Source organism: Kitasatospora sp. NPDC028961 (genome assembly GCF_055564815.1).
In genome coordinates this window covers 249,831-269,197 of record NZ_JBVHVO010000009.1, presented here as the reverse complement: position 1 = coordinate 269,197, position 19,367 = coordinate 249,831, and the positions used below count along the sequence as shown (strand labels likewise).

At 73.9% G+C, this 19,367-nt stretch carries 18 protein-coding genes and 1 tRNA gene; 12 read left to right on the top strand and 7 right to left on the bottom strand.

Annotated elements, in window-relative coordinates; genetic code table 11:
* Window positions 1-169: 169 nt before the first annotated feature.
* Window positions 170-1,282, top strand: coding sequence for an FAD-dependent monooxygenase (locus ACZ4UX_RS19365; protein ID WP_465707510.1), 1,113 nt, complete (start codon window positions 170-172; stop codon window positions 1,280-1,282).
* Between the two features lie 47 nt (window positions 1,283-1,329).
* Here ACZ4UX_RS19365 and ACZ4UX_RS19360 read toward each other — a convergent pair whose 3' ends face one another.
* From ACZ4UX_RS19360 to ACZ4UX_RS19350, 3 genes are read right to left on the bottom strand one after another with little or no spacing between them, the layout of a single operon-like run.
* A complete protein-coding gene (locus tag ACZ4UX_RS19360; protein ID WP_465707509.1) occupies window positions 1,330-1,863 on the bottom strand; it encodes a hypothetical protein in 534 nt (177 codons plus the stop codon).
* A 58-nt stretch (window positions 1,864-1,921) separates the two neighbouring features.
* A complete protein-coding gene (locus ACZ4UX_RS19355) occupies window positions 1,922-2,599 on the bottom strand; it encodes a response regulator transcription factor (protein WP_329489946.1) in 678 nt (225 codons plus the stop codon).
* Window positions 2,596-3,837, bottom strand: a complete 1,242-nt coding sequence (locus tag ACZ4UX_RS19350) for a sensor histidine kinase (protein WP_465707508.1) — start codon at window positions 3,835-3,837, stop codon at window positions 2,596-2,598. Before ACZ4UX_RS19350 ends, ACZ4UX_RS19355 begins: the two co-directional genes overlap by 4 nt.
* Before the next feature lie 132 nt (window positions 3,838-3,969).
* Here ACZ4UX_RS19350 and ACZ4UX_RS19345 point away from each other — a divergent pair, with 132 nt between their 5' ends.
* From ACZ4UX_RS19345 to ACZ4UX_RS19335, 3 genes are all read left to right on the top strand, one after another.
* Complete coding sequence (locus ACZ4UX_RS19345) at window positions 3,970-4,890, top strand: ABC transporter ATP-binding protein (RefSeq protein WP_465707507.1); 921 nt, start codon at window positions 3,970-3,972, stop codon at window positions 4,888-4,890.
* Window positions 4,887-5,735: an ABC transporter permease gene (locus ACZ4UX_RS19340; RefSeq protein WP_465707506.1), complete on the top strand. Its 849-nt coding sequence runs from the start codon at window positions 4,887-4,889 to the stop codon at window positions 5,733-5,735. Before ACZ4UX_RS19345 ends, ACZ4UX_RS19340 begins: the two co-directional genes overlap by 4 nt.
* 176 nt (window positions 5,736-5,911) lie before the next feature.
* Window positions 5,912-6,433 (top strand): cupin domain-containing protein, encoded by a 522-nt coding sequence (locus tag ACZ4UX_RS19335; RefSeq protein ID WP_465707505.1) that lies wholly within the window; start codon window positions 5,912-5,914, stop codon window positions 6,431-6,433.
* Window positions 6,434-6,621: 188 nt separating this feature from the next.
* Here ACZ4UX_RS19335 and ACZ4UX_RS19330 read toward each other — a convergent pair whose 3' ends face one another.
* A complete protein-coding gene (locus tag ACZ4UX_RS19330; protein ID WP_465707504.1) occupies window positions 6,622-7,116 on the bottom strand; it encodes an ATP-binding protein in 495 nt (164 codons plus the stop codon).
* A gap of 219 nt (window positions 7,117-7,335) precedes the next feature.
* On the opposite strand from ACZ4UX_RS19330, the gene ACZ4UX_RS19325 reads away from it, so the two are divergent.
* The 4 genes from ACZ4UX_RS19325 to ACZ4UX_RS19310 all read left to right on the top strand — a co-directional run bounded on the left by ACZ4UX_RS19325 (window position 7,336) and on the right by ACZ4UX_RS19310 (window position 9,961).
* Window positions 7,336-8,235 (top strand): helix-turn-helix domain-containing protein, encoded by a 900-nt coding sequence (locus tag ACZ4UX_RS19325; protein WP_465707503.1) that lies wholly within the window; start codon window positions 7,336-7,338, stop codon window positions 8,233-8,235.
* Window positions 8,198-8,329, top strand: a complete 132-nt coding sequence (locus tag ACZ4UX_RS19320; RefSeq protein ID WP_380385873.1) for a DUF397 domain-containing protein — start codon at window positions 8,198-8,200, stop codon at window positions 8,327-8,329. The genes ACZ4UX_RS19325 and ACZ4UX_RS19320 overlap by 38 nt, the downstream gene beginning before the upstream one ends.
* A gap of 148 nt (window positions 8,330-8,477) precedes the next feature.
* Window positions 8,478-9,806 carry an alpha/beta hydrolase gene (locus tag ACZ4UX_RS19315; RefSeq protein ID WP_465707502.1) on the top strand — a complete coding sequence of 443 codons (1,329 nt, stop codon included), beginning with the start codon at window positions 8,478-8,480 and terminating at the stop codon, window positions 9,804-9,806.
* A gap of 71 nt (window positions 9,807-9,877) precedes the next feature.
* Window positions 9,878-9,961, top strand: a tRNA-Leu gene (locus tag ACZ4UX_RS19310).
* A gap of 77 nt (window positions 9,962-10,038) precedes the next feature.
* Here ACZ4UX_RS19310 and ACZ4UX_RS19305 read toward each other — a convergent pair.
* On the bottom strand, window positions 10,039-10,962 hold the full coding sequence (locus ACZ4UX_RS19305) for an RNA polymerase sigma-70 factor (protein ID WP_465707501.1): 924 nt from the start codon (window positions 10,960-10,962) through the stop codon (window positions 10,039-10,041).
* Between the two features lie 70 nt (window positions 10,963-11,032).
* Window positions 11,033-11,506, bottom strand: coding sequence for a carboxymuconolactone decarboxylase family protein (locus ACZ4UX_RS19300; RefSeq protein ID WP_465707500.1), 474 nt, complete (start codon window positions 11,504-11,506; stop codon window positions 11,033-11,035).
* Between the two features lie 151 nt (window positions 11,507-11,657).
* Between ACZ4UX_RS19300 and ACZ4UX_RS19295 the strand changes: the two genes are divergently transcribed.
* The gene (locus tag ACZ4UX_RS19295) at window positions 11,658-11,921 is read left to right on the top strand and encodes a hypothetical protein (RefSeq protein ID WP_465707499.1); all 264 of its coding nucleotides are present in this window, start codon (window positions 11,658-11,660) and stop codon (window positions 11,919-11,921) included.
* Window positions 11,922-12,030: 109 nt separating this feature from the next.
* Here ACZ4UX_RS19295 and ACZ4UX_RS19290 read toward each other — a convergent pair whose 3' ends face one another.
* On the bottom strand, window positions 12,031-14,502 hold the full coding sequence (locus ACZ4UX_RS19290) for a SpoIIE family protein phosphatase (RefSeq protein ID WP_465707498.1): 2,472 nt from the start codon (window positions 14,500-14,502) through the stop codon (window positions 12,031-12,033).
* A 700-nt stretch (window positions 14,503-15,202) separates the two neighbouring features.
* Here ACZ4UX_RS19290 and ACZ4UX_RS19285 point away from each other — a divergent pair.
* The 3 genes from ACZ4UX_RS19285 to ACZ4UX_RS19275 all read left to right on the top strand — a co-directional run bounded on the left by ACZ4UX_RS19285 (window position 15,203) and on the right by ACZ4UX_RS19275 (window position 19,337).
* Window positions 15,203-16,288: an alpha/beta hydrolase gene (locus ACZ4UX_RS19285; protein WP_465707497.1), complete on the top strand. Its 1,086-nt coding sequence runs from the start codon at window positions 15,203-15,205 to the stop codon at window positions 16,286-16,288.
* 264 nt (window positions 16,289-16,552) lie between these two features.
* The gene (locus ACZ4UX_RS19280) at window positions 16,553-17,470 is read left to right on the top strand and encodes an AurF N-oxygenase family protein (RefSeq protein WP_380385886.1); all 918 of its coding nucleotides are present in this window, start codon (window positions 16,553-16,555) and stop codon (window positions 17,468-17,470) included.
* Window positions 17,471-17,675: 205 nt separating this feature from the next.
* Window positions 17,676-19,337 (top strand): FAD-dependent oxidoreductase, encoded by a 1,662-nt coding sequence (locus ACZ4UX_RS19275; protein ID WP_465707496.1) that lies wholly within the window; start codon window positions 17,676-17,678, stop codon window positions 19,335-19,337.
* Window positions 19,338-19,367: the final 30 nt, after the last annotated feature.

Here is a 19,367-nt window from a genome sequence, read left to right as displayed (position 1 = left end):
CGAAAGGCCTGCTGTACTAGCACAGATACGCCCAAACCTGCTGGTCAGCTCCTTGCGCGCCTCTGAATTTACGTCGTACATTCAGAGCGCGAGCTGCGCACGAGCAGCTCGCTTACAGCGTACAGACACAGGCGTCCGGGTAACCGGCCGCGAACAGGGGGAGTTCCTCATGCAGACCGTCCTCGTCTCCGGTGGCGGCCTCGCCGGCCTCACCCTCGCCCACTGGCTGCGCCGCAACGGCTTCGCCCCGACGGTGGTGGAGCTCGCCGCCGCCCCGCGCCGTGGCGGCCAGGCCGTCGACATCCGGGGCGTCGCACTCGACGTCGTCGACCGGATGGGTCTGACCGGGCCGATCCGGGCCGCCCGGACCCGGATGCGCGGCATGTCCGTCCTCGACGCCGACGGCAACGAGGTGCACCGCTCCACCGAGGCCACCTACAGCAGCGGCCGGCTCGACAGCGACGACGTCGAGCTGCTGCGCGAGGACCTCGTCGCCCTGCTGCAGGAACACGCCTCCGAAGGCGTCGAGTTCGTGGGCGGCGACAGCATCACCGGGCTCCGGGAGGACGAGCACGGCGTGCACGTCACCTTCGCGCACGGCGCGCCCCGCACCTTCGACCTGGTGGTTGGCGCGGACGGCCTGCACTCCGGGGTCCGCAGGCTGGCCTTCGGCCCCGAGGAGCGGTTCCTGCGCCACCTCGGCTCCCACGTCGCCATCTTCGGCGCGGACAACTTCCTCGGCCTGGAGGACTGGCAGGTCTGGCAGCGCGACGGCCACGCCGGCTACGGCATCTACCCGGTGCGCGGCAACCGCGAGCTGCGGATCACCTTCGGCTACGGGAGCGACGAACCGGCCGTGCGTGACATGGCGCTGGCCAGGCGGCAGGTCGCCGAGCGGATGGGCGCGCTGCGCTGGGAGACGCCCCGGCTGCTGGCCGCGCTGGAGCGGGCGCCCGACTTCTACGCCGACGTGATGGCCCAGGTGCACCTCGACCGCTGGTCCGTCGGCCGGACCGCCCTGGTCGGCGACGCCGGGTACTGCGCCTCGCTGCTCTCCGGCCAGGGCACCAGCCTGGCGCTGGTCGGCGCCCATGTGCTCGCCGACGAGCTCGGGCGGGCCAGGGCGGCGGGCGGGGGCCACTGCGCGGCCTTCACCCGCTACGAGGAGCGGATGCGCCCCTTCGTGGCCCTCAACCAGGCGCTGGCCACCGAGAACCCCGGCGGCCCGCCGGCCGAGGAGTCGGTCGAGCGGGCCAAGCACGCCATCGCCCTCGACCGCTGAGCGGCTCAGGTGCCGAGCCGGCGCAGGGGCAGGGGCCCAGGGCGCCCCTAGAAGTCGCCCGCCCGGCGCAGGACGAGGTCGGCGACGGCCTCCCAGTGGGCGTCCGGCGCGGTCACGACGAGGTGCCCGGCGCCGCACGGCAGCGAGGCGCTGGTGCAGCCGTGGGACCGGTACCCCGCCACCCGGGTGGCGACCCCGTCCAGGCGGAGGGCGACCTCGTGGCGGACGGGCCCGAGGTCCTCCGGGAACGTCCCGTGGTCGATCCGCCCGGAGTTGGCGAGGAAGACCCAGAGCTCGGACTCGGGCGTGCTGAACGGCCGGACCCGGTGGCTCTCCGGCAGCGGCCGGGAGGTCTGGACGGTCGCCATCAGGTCGGTGCCGCGGTGGTAGCCGACGTCGAGGCAGTGGAGGAACCCGTCCGAGCTCTGCCGTCCCAGCAGGGTGAACCACCCGGCCGGGGCGTCGCGGAGCACGGCGACCGGCTCGCCGAACTCCTCGGCGGTCTCCCGGTCGGGCGTCCGGATGCCGGGCGGGCGCCGGTCGTCGCGGTGGAACACGGCTCCCCCAAGTGTGTGCTGCACGGGCCGACTTGACCCAGTACACCACGGCGGGCCGGTCCGCCGGGGCCGGGTCGGGCGGTCACCGGGACGGCGTGACCAGCCCGGCCTCGTAGGCGGTGATCACGAGCTGGACCCGGTCCCGGGCGCCCAGCTTGGCGAGCAGCCGCGACACGTGCGACTTGGCGGTGGCCACCGTGATGAAGAGGTCCTCGGCGATCTCGGCGTTCGACCGGCCGCGTCCGACCAGGGTCAGCACCTCCCGCTCCCGCTCGGTGATGCCCTCGACCGTCGGGGGCGGGCCCTCCGGGGCGGCCCCGGGGCGGGCGGCCCCCGGGCGCCCGACGAAGTCCGCGATCAGCCGGCGCGTCACGCCCGGCGCGATCAGCGCGTCGCCGTCGGCGACCACCCGGACCGCCGCGAGGATGTCGTCCAGCGCCATGTCCTTGACCACGAAGCCGCTCGCCCCGGCCCGCAGCGCGTCGTAGACGTGGTCGTCCTCGTCGAAGGTGGTCAGCACGAGGACGCGGGCCGTCGCCGGTCCGGCCGTGATCAGTCGGGTGGCCTCGATCCCGTCCATGCCGGGCATCCGGATGTCCATCACCACGACGTCGGGGCCCAGCTCGCCGACCAGCCGGACGGCCTCGGCGCCGTCGGCGGCCTCGCCGACCACCAGCAGGTCGGGGTGGTCGGCCATGATCACGCGCAGTCCGGACCGCACCAGCGGCTGGTCGTCGACGAGCAGGACGCGGACGCTCATCGGGCCACCGCCGTGACTCCGGCGGGCAGCGGCAGCCGGGCGGCCACCCGGAAGCCGCCCCCGGGGCGTGGCCCGGCGCTCAGCCGGCCGTGCAGCAGGGCGACCCGCTCCCGCATGCCCACCAGCCCGAAGCCGTGGTCCGGCCCGCTCGTGGTGGCGCCGCGCCCGTCGTCGACGATCTCCACCGACAGCTCCCCGTCCCCGTGATCGATGGTCACCCGGCAGTGCCCGGTGCCCGCGTGGCGGACCACGTTGGTCAGCGCCTCCTGGACGATACGGTAGGCGGACAGCTCGATCTCGGCCGGCAGCGGACGCCGCTCCCCCCGGTGGCGCAGGTCGACCCGCACCCCCGCGTCGGCCGTCGCCGCGACCAGCCCGTCGATGTCCGCCAGACCCGGCGAGGGCGCGAGCGGCGTCCGCTTCGACTCCGCCGGCCCCGGGTCGCTCTGTCGCAGCGCCACCAGCGTGCGGCGCAGACCCGCCAGCGTCTCGCGGCTGGTGGCCTCGATGGCGCGCAGCGCCTCCCGGGCCTCCGCGGGCTGGGTCTCGATCACCCGGCTCCCGACCCCGGCCTGGATGGCGATGATGCCGATGCTGTGCGCGACCATGTCGTGCAACTCCCGCGCGATCCGGAGCCGTTCGGCGGTCACCGCCTCGGCCACCTCCTGCGAGCGCAGCGCCACCGCGTGCTCGCGGCGCTCGCGGACCAGCAGGCCGACGGTGCAGGCCGCGGCCGTCGCCAGGACGGCGATCACGGCGTTGGCGGTCAGGTTGTCCCCGTGGGCGAAGCCGCCGACCAGCAGCAGTTGGACGAGGGTGGACACGGTCACGGCGCCGATCCGGGCCCGGCGCGCACCGGTGGCGACGACGAAGCCCAGGAGGACGTCCACCGCCAGGAAGGGCAGGAACTGGCTCTGGTAGGTCAGCGCCAGGTGCGGACCGCCGGAGTTCCCCGTGCCCACCACCACGAGGGCGGAGCCGAGCAGAGCCATCGTCAGCGCCAGCAGCGGCATCCTCCGCAGCACACCGACGAGCAGGCTCACGGCCAGCAGCGACCCGACGGCGTGCAGCGCGTGCGGAGCCCGCGGCGTGGCCCCCGCCAGCAGGGCCGTCGCGAGGACGTAGACGGAGCCGCCCACCCAGGCCGCGACCCGCGTGCCGGTCACCGGTACGGCGCCTCGCTGCCGGGGCGGGGGCGGGGGCGTGGCGGTGCGCGGGGTGATCGTTCCGACGTTCATGCGGCGAGGTTAGCCAGCGGCCGGCCACGCGGCATCGGCCCGGGGGCGTACGCCCGTGGGCGGATCCCGCCGGCCGAGGTGTCGCCCCGGGCCCGATGCCCGGACGAGGGCCGCCCGGGCAGAGTCGTCCTCGTGATCGAAGTCAAGGAACTCACCAAGCACTACGGCGGCAGGACCGCCGTCGACCGTCTCACCTTCACCGTGCGGCCGGGCCGGGTCACCGGATTCCTCGGCCCCAACGGAGCGGGCAAGACCACCACCCTGCGGATGATCCTCGGCCTGGACGCCCCGACGGCCGGCACCGCCACCGTCGGCGGGCTCCCCTTCCGCACCCACCCGCGCGGCCTGCGGCACGTCGGCGCGCTCCTCGACGCCAACCAGGTTCACGGCGGACGCAGCGCCGCGGCCCAGCTGTCCGCCCTGGCCCGCAGCAACGGCATCCCGCTGCGCCGGGTCGACGAGGTGCTGCGGGAGGTGGGACTGGCCGAGGCGGCGGACCGCCGGATCGGCGGGTTCTCGCTGGGCATGAAGCAGCGGCTCGGGATCGCTACCGCCCTGCTCGGCGACCCGCCCGTGCTGGTCTTCGACGAACCGGTCAACGGCATGGACCCGGAGGGCGTGCTCTGGATGCGCCGGCTGTTCCGGCGCCTGGCCGCCGAGGGGCGCACGGTGCTGCTGTCGAGCCACCTGATGTCGGAGATGGAGCACACCGCCGACGACCTCGTGGTGATCGGCCGGGGCCGGCTCCTCGCCGCCGAGCCGGTCGGGGAGTTCGCGGCCCGCAGCACCGGCCGGGGCGTCGTGGTGGGCACCCGGCAGGCCGCCGAACTGGCGGCGGTGCTGGCCGCCGCGGGCGGCTCGGTCGCACCGGCGGACCCGGCCGGTACCGGGAGGCTCACCGTGACCGGACTGCCGGCGGACCGGATCGGCGCGCTCGCCCTGGAGCACCGGATCCCGCTGGACGAACTGACCACCCGGAACGCCTCCTTGGAGGAGGCCTTCATGGAACTCACCGCCGACAGCGTCGAATACCTGGCAGGAGAGCCCCGATGAGCACGTCCACGGCCGCCCCGGCGGCAGCCCCCGCAGTCGCTCCCTCAGTCGTCCCGGCGGCTGCCTCTCCCGTGCGCTTCGGCGATCTGCTCGCCTCCGAGTGGATCAAGACGCGGTCGCTGCGCTCCACCCCGTGGGCGATCGCGGTCACCACGGTGTTCGTCATCGGCTCCGCCGTCGCGGCGACGATGGCGGCGCACGACGGCGACGCGGTCCCGGGCGCGCCCCGCGAGTTCCTCCCCTTCAACGCCTTTCCGGCGGCCGGGTACTGGACGCTGATGCTGGTCGCCGCCACGATGGGCGCCATCACCGTGGTGAGCGAGTACAGCAGCGGGCTGATCCGCACCACCACGGTGGCCGTCCCCGCCCGCGGCCAGGTGGTCCTGGCCAAGGCGGCCGTCACCGCCGCGCTGTGGACCGCGGTCGGCGCGGTGACCTCCGTCGGCTCCTTCCTGGCCTCCCAGGCCGTGCTGAGCGGGGGAGCCCCGGCCACCCACCCCGGGCTGGCCCGGGCCCTGGTGGCGTGCACCCTGGTGGCCCCGATCTGCGCCCTGGTCGGGCTGGGTCTCGGGGTGCTGATCCGACACACCGCCACCACGGTGGTCACCGGGGTCTTCACGCTGGTGCTGCTGCCCCCGATGTTCTCGGAGGGGACGCGCTGGTCGGCGGACGTCAACCACCTGATGCCGTCCACCGCCTGGCGGCGCCTGGTCCAGAACTGGCCGGCGGATCCCGACTCCCTCGCGTACACCGCGACCGTCCCCGGCTCGTGGGCCGTGTACCTGCTCTGGCCGCTGGTCGCCGTCGTGCTCGCGGTGGTCGTCGTGCGGCGCCGGGATGTCTGAACGGCTGGTGCGGGGGCCTCGGATGACGCTGGATCACGTCCGGCGCCGTCCGAGAATTGACCCATGGAAGTGGGTTGGAAATGCACCCTGGCACGGGTCTCTCGACTCCGTAGAGTCGTAGACACAAGGCCACGGCGAGAGACCGGGGCCCACCACCCGAAACACGGAGAACGACTGTGAACACCGCCGCTGCGAACCTCATCCCGGCCGCCGCCGACCTCAAGCCCGTGCTGACCCGCGCGGCCGAGGCCGAGACCACCAGTGACCCGAGCAGCGTGATGACCCTGCTGGCCGACTGCGGCACCGACGGCAGCTCGATCACCAGCTACCGCTCGACCTTCGCCAAGGGCGCGGTCGGCGCCCCGGCCCACTTCCACACCCGGGCCTCGGAGCTGTTCTTCGTGATCGACGGCTCGCTGCAGGTGCTGGTCGGGAACGAGATCAAGGTCCTCGGCGCCGGCGACCTGCTGCTCGTGCCGCCGCACACCCCGCACGCCTTCGCGGCGGCGCCCGGCTCCGAGGCCGACGTGCTCTTCGTCTTCACCCCGGGCATGCCCCGCTTCGACTACCTGCGCCTGCTCGGCCGGGTGATGCGCGGCGAGGCGAGCCCGCAGGAGATCAAGGACTCCTCCGAGCAGTACGACAACCACTACGTCGACAGCCCGCTCTGGCGCGCCACCCTCGACGCCGCGAAGTAACGGGCAGCGGTGGTCGTCGACCGGGGGAGGAGCGGCGAACGGGGTGGCAGCCCTCAGCGCCGCCACCCCGCCCGGGACTTGCGCCGCATGGGGCATCGGTACGCACGGGCCGATGGGTTGAGCCAAACCCCACGTTGGGGGGAAATCGTTGCGGGGCGCACGGTGAATGCGCCGGGGCGGCGCTGCCGTCAGACGGCGATGACGCCGGGAGCACGACCGAAGGCGGGACCGGTGTACTCGGGCCCGGGGGCGACCAGGGCCCAGACGAACTTGCCCACCCCGCCCGCACGCGGGCGACAACCCCACCGGTCCGCGAGCTCGTTGACGAGGAAGAGGCCCCGCCCGTGCTCGTCGTCGGTGGCGGAGAGCCGGGCGGTCGGGCGGCCGGTGCCCGCGTCGTGCACCTCGATCCGGAGCCGGTCGGTGATCAGCGCGAACCGGACCTCGATCATGCGGTCCGGCGGCGCGTCACTGTGCTGGACGGCGTTGGCGAAGAGTTCGCCGAGCAGCAACTCGCCGACGTCCGAGTAGCGTTCGCCCTGCGGCATCCCGGCCAGATAGGCCCGCAGCATCAGCCGGGCCAGGGGAGTGCACGCGGGCCGGGAGTCCAATCGCGCCGCGAATTCACGCGGCCGACGGTGCGGGGGGCCGGACAGCCGGCGGTCTACGCAGTTCTTGGACATGGCGTGGCTACCTCCTGGGGCGACGGGGGAGTGGAAGCGGCTCGCGGGACGGCGCGTGGTCACGCGGTGCAAGCAGAAGATTGCGTTCCGGCATCAATCATCGAGGGGACGGAGGTACGGTGACGACCAATCCGGAGTACCGGTCACATGCGGCACGTGAGGGGGGACGGCATGTCACACCGGAGGGCGAAGCAGGGGCCGACGGCCAGCTCCGCCGTGATGTTCGGCGAAGAGCTGCGGTTCTACCGTGAGTTGGGCGGCTACACCCAGGAGGAGCTCGGCAAGCTCCTGCACTGCAATCGGACGAACATCACCCGATATGAGAGCGGCAAGCGCCGGATGCCTCCTGAGTCGGTGGTGGAAGCCGACCAGTTGATGAGCACCGGTGGCTTGCTGAAGCGGCTCTGGGACCGGGTGGACTGGAACGCGGAGATCGAGCACCCGGACTGGTTCCAGAACCATGCGGACATGGAGTCGGAGGCGGTTGCCGTAAGGGTCTTCCAACACTCCGTAGTGCACGGGCTGCTTCAGTGTCGCCAGTATGCGCGGGCCGTGTTCGAGGCAAGCGATGCCGCCGGGAACCCTGAGTTGATCGAGGAGCGGACGGCCGCCCGATTGGGTCGACAAAAGCGCTTCCTTGACCCTGATGGGCCGCTGCTGGTGGCAATTTTGGATGAGAGCGCCATTCGGACGGTCTTCGGCGGGCCCAAGGTGATGATGTGCCAGATGGAACACCTTCTGAAGGTTGCGCAGCTCCCGAATGTGCTCATCCAAGTCGCACCGTTTGCGCGGCGCCGCACGATCATCGACAAGTCGATGGTGCTGTTGGAGATGCCCGACGGCCAGCACTGGGTCTACTCGGAAAGCCTTGATCGCGGGCATCCTTGCGATATCGCAGCCGTCGTGTCGGGGCATCAGCGAAGCTATGATCGTCTCCGCGGAGACGTACTCTCGGCGGACGACTCGGTCGCGCTGATCGCTGATGCGCTGGAGGGGTTCAGGGATGACCAGGAACGAACTGAGCGCAGCCGCCTGGCGCAAGAGCAGCTACAGCGGCGGCAACGGCGGCGACTGCATCGAAGTGGCCCCCGGGTTCCCCGGCCTCGTGCCGGTGCGTGACTCGAAGGACCCCGACGGGCCCGCGCTCCTCTTCCCCGCCTCCGCCTGGGACTCCTTCCTCGCCGCCGTCCGGGCCGGCGACTTCCCCGTCTGACCGGTCGGCCAACTCCGGTCGTCCGCCAACTGCGGCCGAACAATCTCGATCACTCTGCGTGTTCCGCTGGTGCGGTGCGTGATCAAACCATTACGGTCACCGACTGTGCGCACGTGATCCCCCGTTCGACTGGACCGAGGCGGTAGTCATGACACAGGAACCCAGGATCGACGTAGCCCTGACCCTCAAAGGGGGCCAGGCGGAGCCCAGTCAGGCGGAGGTGGCGGAGCTCGCCGCCTCGCTGACGACCGACGTGTGGTTCGCCTCCGCGCTGGAGCGCTCGGCTCCCGGCGGGCGCCAGGCCGACGTGGTCTGGGAGCTGACCGGCGCCGAGTACAAGGGGCAGGCGGCGAAGGGCAAGGCGGCCGTCTACTACGCCAACCCGAAGCTCGGCCTGCGCAAGCCCTTCCTCTTCGCGGACGGCTTCAGCTACGGCCCGAGCAAGCTCCCCGAGCTGTTCGCGTACTTCAACCAGCCCTACGACGACAAGCAGGGGCTCTTCGACCAGCTGCTCGCCCGGGGCTTCGACATCGTCCTGCTCGGCTTCGAGGAGCGGCACACCCACATCCAGGCCAACGCCGAGGTCGCGATCGAGGCGATCTTCAGGGTGATCCAGGAGCGGGTGGGCGACGAGCGGCTGACCGTCGGCGGGGTGAGCATGGGCGGGATCGTCACCCGCTTCGCGCTCGCCAAGCTGGAGACGCAGAAGATGGACCACCAGACGGAGACGTACCTCTCCTTCGACTCGCCCCACAACGGCGCGTGGATCCCGCTGGTGCTCCAGCAGATGGCCTACTTCTTCGAGGACTACACCCCGGCGGGCCCGGACGGCGCCAAGCAGGCCGACCTGATCCGCAGCCCCGCCGCCCAGCAGCTGCTCTGGGCCTGGGTGGAGAACTCCAAGTACTCCGGGCCGGTCGCCACCTCCAGCCCGCTGCGCGCGGAGTTCCTGGCGGACCTCAAGCGCTTCGACGAGTTCCCGTCGATCCCGCGCAAGCTGGGTGTCTCCAACGGCCGCCGCGACGGCGTCGGCCGCCCGCTGCCGGCGGGCGAGGTCGCCTTCGACTGGCAGGCCCTGATCGCCAGCGCCACGGCCCGCTTCCAGCCGGAGCGGGGCGAGGAGCAGCCGATCGGCGGCATGCACCTCGGCCTGGCGATGCGCCGCAGCATCACCACCGAGGTCCCGGCGCTGGACGGGGCGCCCGGCGGCACCCTGGACTCCTTCGGCAAGGTCGCGGACGCGCTGAAGGCGAAGATCTCCGAGGACTTCCGCAGCGGCGCCTTCGTCCCGTCCGTCAGCGCGGCGGCGCTGGACTTCGACCCGGTGCAGTGGAACGTCGACGTGAACCTCTCCATCACCGACGCGGACCTCGACCGGGGCCACCTGGACGAGGTCGCCTTCGACGACGACAACACCGTGCACAGCAACGGGTCGCCCGTGCTGCTGGACTGGATCGTGGAGCGCCTCGCAGGCTGATCCCGGCGGCCCCGCTGACCTGGTTCGGAGCACCCGCGCGGATGGGCTACGATTTACCTCATCACCCAGATGCGCGGGTGGCGGAATAGGCAGACGCGCTGGATTCAGGTTCCAGTGCCCGAAAGGGCGTGGGGGTTCAACTCCCCCCTCGCGCACACTTGGTCGTCAGACCAGCAGAAGGCCGGTCGGCCCGACTCACGTCGGGCCGACCGGCCTTCTCGTTGTCCCGGGGTCACCGCCTCGGGCGGCGGGCCTTCCGGACCTCGTCGTGGACGGCCCAGGCGTCGGCGACCGGGCCGAGGTGGCCGAGCTTGTCGGGGTTGAGGACCAGGCGGATGGCCTGGATCCGGCCGTCGAGCACGTCGAGCGACAGCGCCTGCAGCACCCTGCCGTCCCGGTCGCGGAGGATCGCGCCCGGCTGGCGGTTGACCTCGTGCGGCTCGCAGGTCACGTCGACCAGCGCCAGCCGGGGGAAGAAGGCGGCCAGCAGCCGGGCCACGTTCCCGGCGCCGGCGATGGCCCTGGCCAGCTGCGGGGTCTTGCCGCCGCCGTCGCCGACCATCGTCACGTCGGCGGCCAGCAGCTCCTGCAGACCGGCCACATCACCCTCGCGCAGGGCCTCGAAGAACCGCGCCGACAGCTCCTCCTGCTCCGTGCGGACCGCCTCGAAGCGCGGCCGTCCGGCCTCCATGTGCCGGCGGGCCCGCACCACCAGCTGCCGGCAGGCGGCCTCGGACCGGCCGACCGTCGCCGCCACCTCGTCGTACCCGAAGCCGAACACCTCCCGCAGCACGAACGCCGCCCGCTCCAGCGGACTGAGCCGCTCCAGCAGCAGCAGCGCCGCCATCGAGACCGAGTCGGCCAGCTCCGCCGACCGCGCCGGGTCCTGGTAGGGGTCGTCCAGCAGCGGCTCGGGGAACCACGCGCCCACGTACGCCTCCCGCCGCACCCGGGCCGAGCGCAGGACGTCGATCGAGATCCGCGTCACCGTCGCCGACAGGAAGGCCCTGACCGACGTGGGCCGGGTCGCCGAGCCGTCGTAGCGCAGCCATGTCTCCTGCACCGCGTCCTCGGCCTCGCTCACGCTGCCCAGGATGCGGTAGGCGATCGAGAACAGCAGCGACCGCAGCTCCTCGAACTCCTCGACCTTGCTCACGCCGGATCCCCTCTCCTGATCGTCCGAATCATCCGCGGGCGGGGGCCCGTCGCCCCCGCCCGTCGCGTACTCAGTGGAACTGACCGACCTCGTAGTCGCCGGCGGGCTGCCGGGTGATGACGTTGAGCCGGTTCACCATGTTCATGAGCGAGACCAGCATCGTCAGGGCGGTCAACTGCTCCTCGTCGAAGTGCGCGGCGGCCCGCGCCCACACCTCGTCGTCGACCCCGCCGGCCGCGTCCGCGACCCGCGTCCCCTGCTCCGCCAGCTCCAGCGCGGCCCGTTCGGCCTCGGTGAAGACCGTCGCCTCCCGCCACGCCGCCACCAGGTTGAGCCGCGCCGCGGTCTCGCCGGCGGCCGCGGCCTCCTTGCCGTGCATGTCGATGCAGACCGCGCAGCCGTTGATCTGGCTCACCCGCAGCGCCACCAGCTCCTGCGTCGCCGCCGGCAGCGGTCCGTCCTTGAGCGTCCTGCCCAGCGCCATCAGGTGCTTGAAGGCCTTCCCGGCGGCCGGGGTGGCGAACAGGCTCAGTCGCGCGTCCATGGGGTGCTCCTCCGTTGTCGTCCGTCCCTGCACCCCTTGAGACGGACTGGGCGGCCGGGTTGTGACACGCACGGATGTGACCCGCGTCTCGGGCGGCCCGGCTGGTGCGGCTGCTGGACACCCGGGACGGCGAGGGCGGGTCAGCCTGAAGGTGGCCGGCGTCGAGGGCGTGCCCGCGACCGGCGTCACCTCGGTGCTGTTGAACGTCACGACGGTCTGGCCCACCGAGACCAGCTTCCTGACGGTCTATCCGCACGGGATCGACCGGCCGGACGCCTCGAACGTCAACTACCGGCCGGGCACGGTGGTGTCGGCCCTGGTGATGGTCCCGGTGGTGGACGGCCGGGTGTCGTTCGCCAACCAGTGGGGCTCGACCGACGTGGTCGCCGATCTGATCGGCTACTTCTCGGCCTGATCCCCCGGTCCACTTCCGGGCGGCCGCACGAGGGCCGGTCGGCCCGACACTCCGTCGGGTCGACCGGCCCTTCGCCGTCCCGGGCGGGCCCGGGCCCGGGCCGGGGTGGCTACGGCAGCTCCTGCTCGGCCCAGATGGTCTTGCCGTTGCGGGTGTAGCGGCTGCCCCAGCGGCTGGTGAGCTGGGCGACCAGGTACAGGCCCCGGCCGCCCTCGTCGGTGAGCCGGGCCCGGCGCATCCGCGGCTGGGTGGCGCTGGGGTCGGAGACCTCGCAGGTCAGCCGCTCCGCCAGGATCAGCCGCACCTCGACCGGGCCGCCGGCGTAGCGGATGGCGTTGGTGACCAGCTCGCTCAGCACCAGCTCGGTGGTGAAGACCAGCTCCTCCAGGCCCCAGTCGCGCAGCCGCGCCGTCGCACTCCCGCGGACCCGGGCGACGGCCGCCGGGTCGGCCTCCACCGACCAGGTGGCGGTGGCGTCGGTCGGCACCGCCCGGGTGCGGGCGAGCAGCAGGGTGACGTCGTCGGCCAGCCGGTGCGCCGGCTGACCGTCGACGATGGCGCGGCCGAGCTCCCGCAGCGGTGCGGCGGCGGCGCCGGGGCGGGACATCCGGCTGCGCAGCTCGGCCAGCCCCTCGTCGAGGTCGCCCCCGTACCCCACGATCAGCCCGTCGGTGTAGAGCGCCAGTACGCTGCCCGGCGCCAGCTCGACCTCCGCCACCTCGAACGGCAGACCGCTGACGCCCAGCGGCGGCCCCGGGCGCACCGGCACGTACTCGACGGTGCCGTCCGGCGCCGCGACGGCGGGCGGCGGGTGTCCGGCGGAGGCCATCGCGCACCGCCGCGAGACCGGGTCGTAGACGGCGTAGACGCAGGTGGCGCCGAACGGGCCGGTCCGCTGACCGGCGGGCCACTCGCCGTCCTCCTCCGGCCTCTCGCCCTCGATCAGCAACTGGCAGACCAGGTCGTCGAGATGGACCAGCAGCTCGTCGGGTTCCAGGTCGAGGTCGGCGAGGGTCCGGACGGCGGTGCGCAGCCGGCCCATGGTGGCGCTGGCCTCCAGCCCGTGGCCGACCACGTCCCCGGCGACCAGCGCGACCCGGGCCGAGGAGAGCGGGATCACGTCGAACCAGTCGCCGCCGACGCCGCTGGCGGTGTCCGTGGGCAGGTAGACGCTGGCGGTGGTCACGGCGGCGGTCTCGAAGTGCGCGGGCGGCAGCAGGCTGCGCTGGAGGCTGACGGCGGCGCGGTGCTCGCGGGTGTAGCGGCGGGCGTTGTCCAGCGCGAGGGCGGTGCGGGCGGCGATCTCGCGCAGCAGGTCCAGATCGGCCGGTTCGTAGGCGAGGCGGCCGGCGGCGCGGTGGACGGTCACCCGGCCGAGGAGGCTGCCCCGGGCGCGCAGCGGCGCGGTCATCGTGCCGGCCGTGCTCGGGGAGGCGTCCGCGGTGGTCAGGGTTGGAGGGCCGGCGGGGGCGACCGGTGAGCCCTCGGTGTCGAACTCCACCGCCGTCGTCTCCGCCACCCGGTCCAGCCCCGCGTCCTCCAGCAGGTCCGCGTCCCCGGTGACGGCGGTCCGGCGGAGCAGCAGCCGGCCGTCCCGGCCGGGCGCCGGCTCCTCGCCGGTGAACACCGCCTCGGCGATCTCGACCACGGCCAGGTCGGCCAGCCCGGGCGCCAGGACGGCGGCGAGGTCCCCTGCGGTGCCGGTGACCGAGAGCGATCCGCCGACCGCCGCCGTCGCGCGGTGCAGCACGGCGAGCCGCTCGCCGGAGCGGTGGAGCGCGGTGACGTCGGTGAACAGCGCCGTCACCCCGATCACCTGACCGTCGGCGGCCTGCAGCCGGAAGGCCGAGATCGCCATCGCCGCCCCGCCGCCCGGCTCCTCGATCGTCCGCACCAGCTCCCCGGAGATCACCAGCGGCCGGCCCGTCCGCAGCACCTCGTGCAGTTGCTTTTCGACCGCCTCGGCGCCCTCGGGCTCCAGGAAGTCCCCGAGGCGCCGTCCGGTCAGGTCCGGCGGGAGGCCGGAGTAGGGGAGCAGGTGGGTGTTGGTCCTGACCAGTCGCAGCTGGGTGTCGAACACGGCGAGGCCCACCCGGTCCTGGAGGAACAGCTCCCGGGTGAACGCCTGGTCCTGCCGCCACTGGGTGACGAGTTCGGCGGGGGCGCCGAGCAGGAAGTACCGGGCCGCGCCGGACGGCTTCCGGCCGTCGCTGTCCTCCAGCGGGAGCACCTGGAAGACGATCCCCAGCTCCTCGCCCCGGCCGGAGCGCACCAGCGCGGTGCCGGACCAGGTGTCGGAGGACTGCTCCGGGGACTGCGGCGCCGCCGGCTCGGCGGAGGCCGCCCGTTCAGCTGCCGCCGCCCGCTCCGCTGCCGCCGCGCGCTCGGCCCGGCGTTCGGCCAGCAGGGCGGTCCAGGTGGCCGGGTCGGCCAGCAGCTCACGGACCGGGCGGCCGCAGACCTCGGAGGCGGACAGGGACAGCAGCTGCTCGGCCTCCCGGGTCCAGCGGACGATCCTGCCGTCCGCGTCCAGCAGGGCGCCGGCCGCGCTGTCGACGAAGGGGGGTCGTCGGCTGTCCATGGTGCGCACCTCGGATGTGTCGTGCGGTCTCGGCCGTCTGCGGTTCGTCCGTCCCGTCCGATGGTCACCCTCCCTCCGGCCGTCGGGCCGCGTGCCGCCGCAGGCCCCCATCCGGGTGATGTGCTGCCCCGCCGTCGCCGGGCCGCCGGGTCACCGCCCGCCGGGCAGGGGCGGCGGCAGAGCCGGCGTCCGCCGGGGGGACCGGGTGCCGGGCGCGGCCCACCGGTGACCGGGGGCCGAGGGGGAGGAGGTCCACCGTGCTCATCCGGTCGCTCCTCTCCTCCGGCCGCGAGCGCGCCGGTCCGTACCCCCCGCTGCCTGGCCCGGGGCTTCTCCATCATCCCTCCGGCGCGCGTCGCCGCCAGTCACGGCGGGCTACCGGCGGCGGCCGGGCCGGGGCCTGTGCGGGGCCCGGGCCGGGGTGTCCCGTCAGGCGTTGCCGGGGTGTCCCACGGGCTCGGCGTGTGCTCGGTGCGCCGGGCCGGGGCCCGGCCCGCGCCCGTCCGGTCGAGGACCGCCGGGCGCCCGGCATCCGCCGCGCGGACCTCGCCGCGAGGCCCGGGCCGTCACGACCGGACACACGAAGGGGCACGCTGGGCCGAACCGGCGAGTAACACTACGCTGAGCCGCCTCGATCCCGAGCCGCCGTGCCGGTCCGCCGCGAGCGGCCGGCCCGGGCCCCGACCACGCAGGAGGCACCATGACGATCCCGACCCGGGCACCGGCACCGGCCACGATCCCGGTCCAGGTCCGTGCCCAGGCCGCCGCCGTCCGCGCGGCCTACGCGCTGCCGCGGCCGCTGCGCCGGCTGATCGCCGGCGCGCCCGTCCGACGGGACGGCCAGCGGCTGGCCCTCGACGCCCAACTGCTGCTGAGCCTCCAGCGGATCTCCGGGAACCACCTGGTCAGGCCCGCCGGAGTGGCCGCGTCGCGGGCCGGGCTGGACCACGGCCGCCATCTGGTGAGCGGCCCGGTGATCGAGCCGGTGGCCACCCGCGAGATCCGGATCCCGGTCGAGTACGGCGAACTGCCGGCCACCCTGTACACGCCGGACGGCCTGGCCGCCCCGTCCGGGCTGCTGGTCTTCTTCCACGGCGGCGGCTGGGTGCTCGGCACCCGGACCAGCCACGACAACACCGCGCGCTTCCTCGCCCGGCACGCGGGTGTCCGGGTGCTCTCGGTCGAGTACCGGCTGGCCCCGGAGCACGTCTTCCCGGCCGCCGTGGACGACGCGCTGGCCGCCTTCGACCACGCCCACGCCGAGGCGGCCGACCTCGGTGTGGACCCGGACCGGATCGCGGTCGGCGGCGACAGCGCCGGCGGCAACCTGGCGGCCGTCACCGCCCAGCTGGCGGTCCGGCGCGGCGGGCCCGCGCCCGCGTTCCAGCTGCTCTTCTACCCGGCCGTCGACGCCTCCCGGCGCCGGCCGTCCCGGGAGCTGTTCGCCGACGGGTTCCTCCTCACCAGCGCGCACATGGACTGGTTCGCCGACCACTACGCACCCGAGGGCGTGGACCGCTCGGACCCCCGGCTCTCCCCGCTGCTCACCCCCGACCTGACCGGCCTGCCGCCCGCGTACATCGCCACCGCGGGCTTCGACCCGCTGCGCGACGAGGGGGAGGCGTACGCCGAGCGGCTGCGCGAGGCGGGCGTGGTGGTCGCGCTCAGCCGCCAGCCCGACCTGATCCACGGCTACATCAACTACCTGGGAATAGGCCGGCGGTTCCGCGAGGCCACGGCGGAGGCCGCCGGGGCACTCCGGCTGGCGCTCAGCCCGAACGCGTGAAACAAACCCCGGCAGCTGACGGGCCGCGATGCCTGAGGGACCGCAACGCCTGACGGCCAGCACCGCCTGACGGCGCGCCACGCCTGACGGCCCGCAACGCCTGAGGGGATGCGACGCCTGACGGGCCGCCATGCTGACGCGCGGCCCGGGTTCCGCCGGAGGCCGGTGCGCGAGGGCTTCTCGCGCCCGGCCTCTTATTGTACTCTCCGTCTAATAAGCGGGGCGGGCGGGAACCCCGCGCAGGGCACGCACCTGGAGGCAGCCATGGCTCACCCCGGCACGGCAGCAGGGATCCACGCTCACACCTCGGCCGACGACGACGTCTCGAAGCGACTGCTCGACTCGGCCGCGACCCTCTCCTACGACCCGGCGACCGAGATCGACTGGGACGCGCCGCTCCCCGAGGACGGCTACGGGCTCAACCCCGAGTGGAGCACGCTCTACGGCACCCGGCTGTGGGACGAGATGACCGAGCGGCAGCGGGTCACCCTCACCCGGCACGAGGTCTGCTCGATCATGACCACCGGCATCTGGTTCGAGATGATCCTGCAGCAGATGGTGCTGCGCGACCAGTACCTGAAGAACCCGGCCAGCGCGGAGTTCCGCTTCGCCCTCACCGAGATAGCCGACGAGTGCCGGCACTCGATCATGTTCGCGCGCGCCTGCGAGAAGATGGGCGTCCCGCAGTACCGGCCCGCCGCGGTGATCGCCCAGGCCGGCCGCCTCTTCAAGGCCACCGCCAAGGGTGAACTCGCCTACGGCGGGATCCTGGTGGCCGAAGAGGTGCTCGACGTCATGCAGCGCGACTGGATGCGCGGCGAGAACGTCCTGGACATCGTCCGCGGGACGTCCCGGATCCATGTCGTCGAGGAATCGCGGCACATGAAGTTCGCCCGCCAGGAGATCCGCGAGCGGCTGCGCGGCGCCGGCCGCGCCCGTCGGCGGGCCGCCGGGACCGGCATCGCGGTGGCGGCCTACGTCATCGTCAGCAGCATGGTCCACCCGGGCGTGTACCGGGCCGCCGGGCTGGACACCGAACGGGCGCTGGCCGAGGTGCGGGCCAACCAGCACCGCAAGGCGATGATGCGCACCAGCTCCAGCCACCTGATGGCCTTCCTCGGCGAGGCCGGGCTGCTCAACAGCTCCGCGGCCGCGGTCTACCGCCGCGTCGACATGCTCTGACCCGACCCGACCCGAGCCGAGCCGAGCCGAGCCGGCGCTCGCCGACGCGACCGCGACGCCGCCCCGTCCCGACCCCGCCCCGACCCCGATCCGTCCCGACCCCGAGAGCCGGCCGACGCCCGCGCCGACCGGCTCGGCGCCTGCGCCCGACCCGACCCGGCGTGACCCGACCGCCTCCCCCACGCAGCGAGGACCCCACCCGGCCATGGCCTACGCGATCACCCAGACCTGCTGCAACGACGCCTCGTGCGTGTCCGTCTGCCCGGTCAACTGCATCCACCCCACCCCGGACGAGCCGGAGTTCGGCCGTACCGACATGCTCTTCATCGACCCGGTCGCCTGCATCGACTGCGGCGCCTGCGCGGACGCCTGCCCGGTCGACGCCGTCTACCCCGTCGACCGGCTCGCCGGCCCCGACACCGTCTTCGGGGAGCTCAACCGCGACTACTACCGGGACCACCCGGCCGACCACAGCTGGGGAGCGCCGACCTTCCCCCGGAGCCTGCCGGACGACCTCGGGCCGCTGCGGATAGCGATCGTCGGCACCGGCCCGTCCGCGAGCTACACCGCCCAGTCGCTGCTGCGCACCACCGGCGCGGAGATCACCATGATCGACCGGCTGCCGGTCGCCGGCGGCCTGCTGCGGCACGGCGTCGCCCCCGACCACCAGTCGACCAAGCGGATCGCCGAGAGCTTCGCGAGCGTGTTCCACCACCCCCGGCTGCGGGTCCACCTCAACGTCGAGATCGGCAAGGACCTCAGCCACGCCGAACTGGCCGCCCACCACCACGCGGTCGTGTACGCGGTCGGCGCCGCCACCGACCGCCGGCTCGGCCTGCCCGGCGAGGACCTCCCCGGCAGCCTGCCCGCCACCACCTTCGTCGGCTGGTACAACGCCGACCCGACCGTCCCGGCCGAGGCCGTCGACCTCTCCGCCGAGCGGGCGGTGGTCGTCGGCAACGGCAACGTCGCCGTGGACGTCGCCCGGATCCTGCTGCTCGACCCGGACCGCCTCGCCGCGACCGACATCGCCGACCACGCCCTCGCCGCCCTGCGGGACAGCCGGGTGCGGGAGGTGGTGCTGCTCGCCCGCCGGGGGCCCGAGCAGGCGGCCTGGACGCGGTCCGAGTTCCTCGCGCTCCAGCACCTGCCCGGCGTCGAACTCGTCGTCGAGGACCACCCCGAGGTCCGCGCCGCGATCGCCGCCGCGCCGGAGGGCTCCAAGGCCGCGCTGCTCGCCGGGCTGCCGCTGGAGCACGTCGACGGCGGCGAGCCGCCGCGCCCCGGCCGCCGGATCGTGCTGCGCTTCTTCGCCGCGCCCACCGAACTCCTGGGCACGGGCCGCGTCGAGGGCGTCCGGCTCGGCGGGACGGCGCTCGTGGCCGGCCCCGACGGTCCGCGTGCCGAACCCACCGGCGAGCACGGCACCCTCCGGGCCGGGCTGGTGGTGCGGTCCATCGGCTACCGGGGCGTCCCCGTGCCCGGTCTGCCCTTCGACGCCGCCGCCGCGGCCGTGCCGCACCGGGGCGGCCGCGTGATCGACCCGGAGACCGGCCGGCCGCTGCCCGGCACCTACGTCGTGGGCTGGGCCAAGCGCGGGCCGTCCGGCGGGATCGGGGCCAACCGGGCCTGCGCGCAGGAGACCGTGGACGCCCTGCTGGACGATGCCGCGGCCGGTGCGCTGCCCGATTCGTCCGGCACCCGACGGGAGTTGGCCCGGCTGGTCCGCAGCCGGCGGCCGGACGCCGTCGGGCTGAAGCAGCTGCGGGCCATCGACCGCGCCGAACGCGCCCTCGGTGAGGCCGCCGGCCGCCCCCGGGTCAAGTTCGCCACCCTCCCCGCCCTGCTGGCGGCCGGTCGCCGCTGACCCCCGGGCCCGCCCCGGGCACGCCCGGGC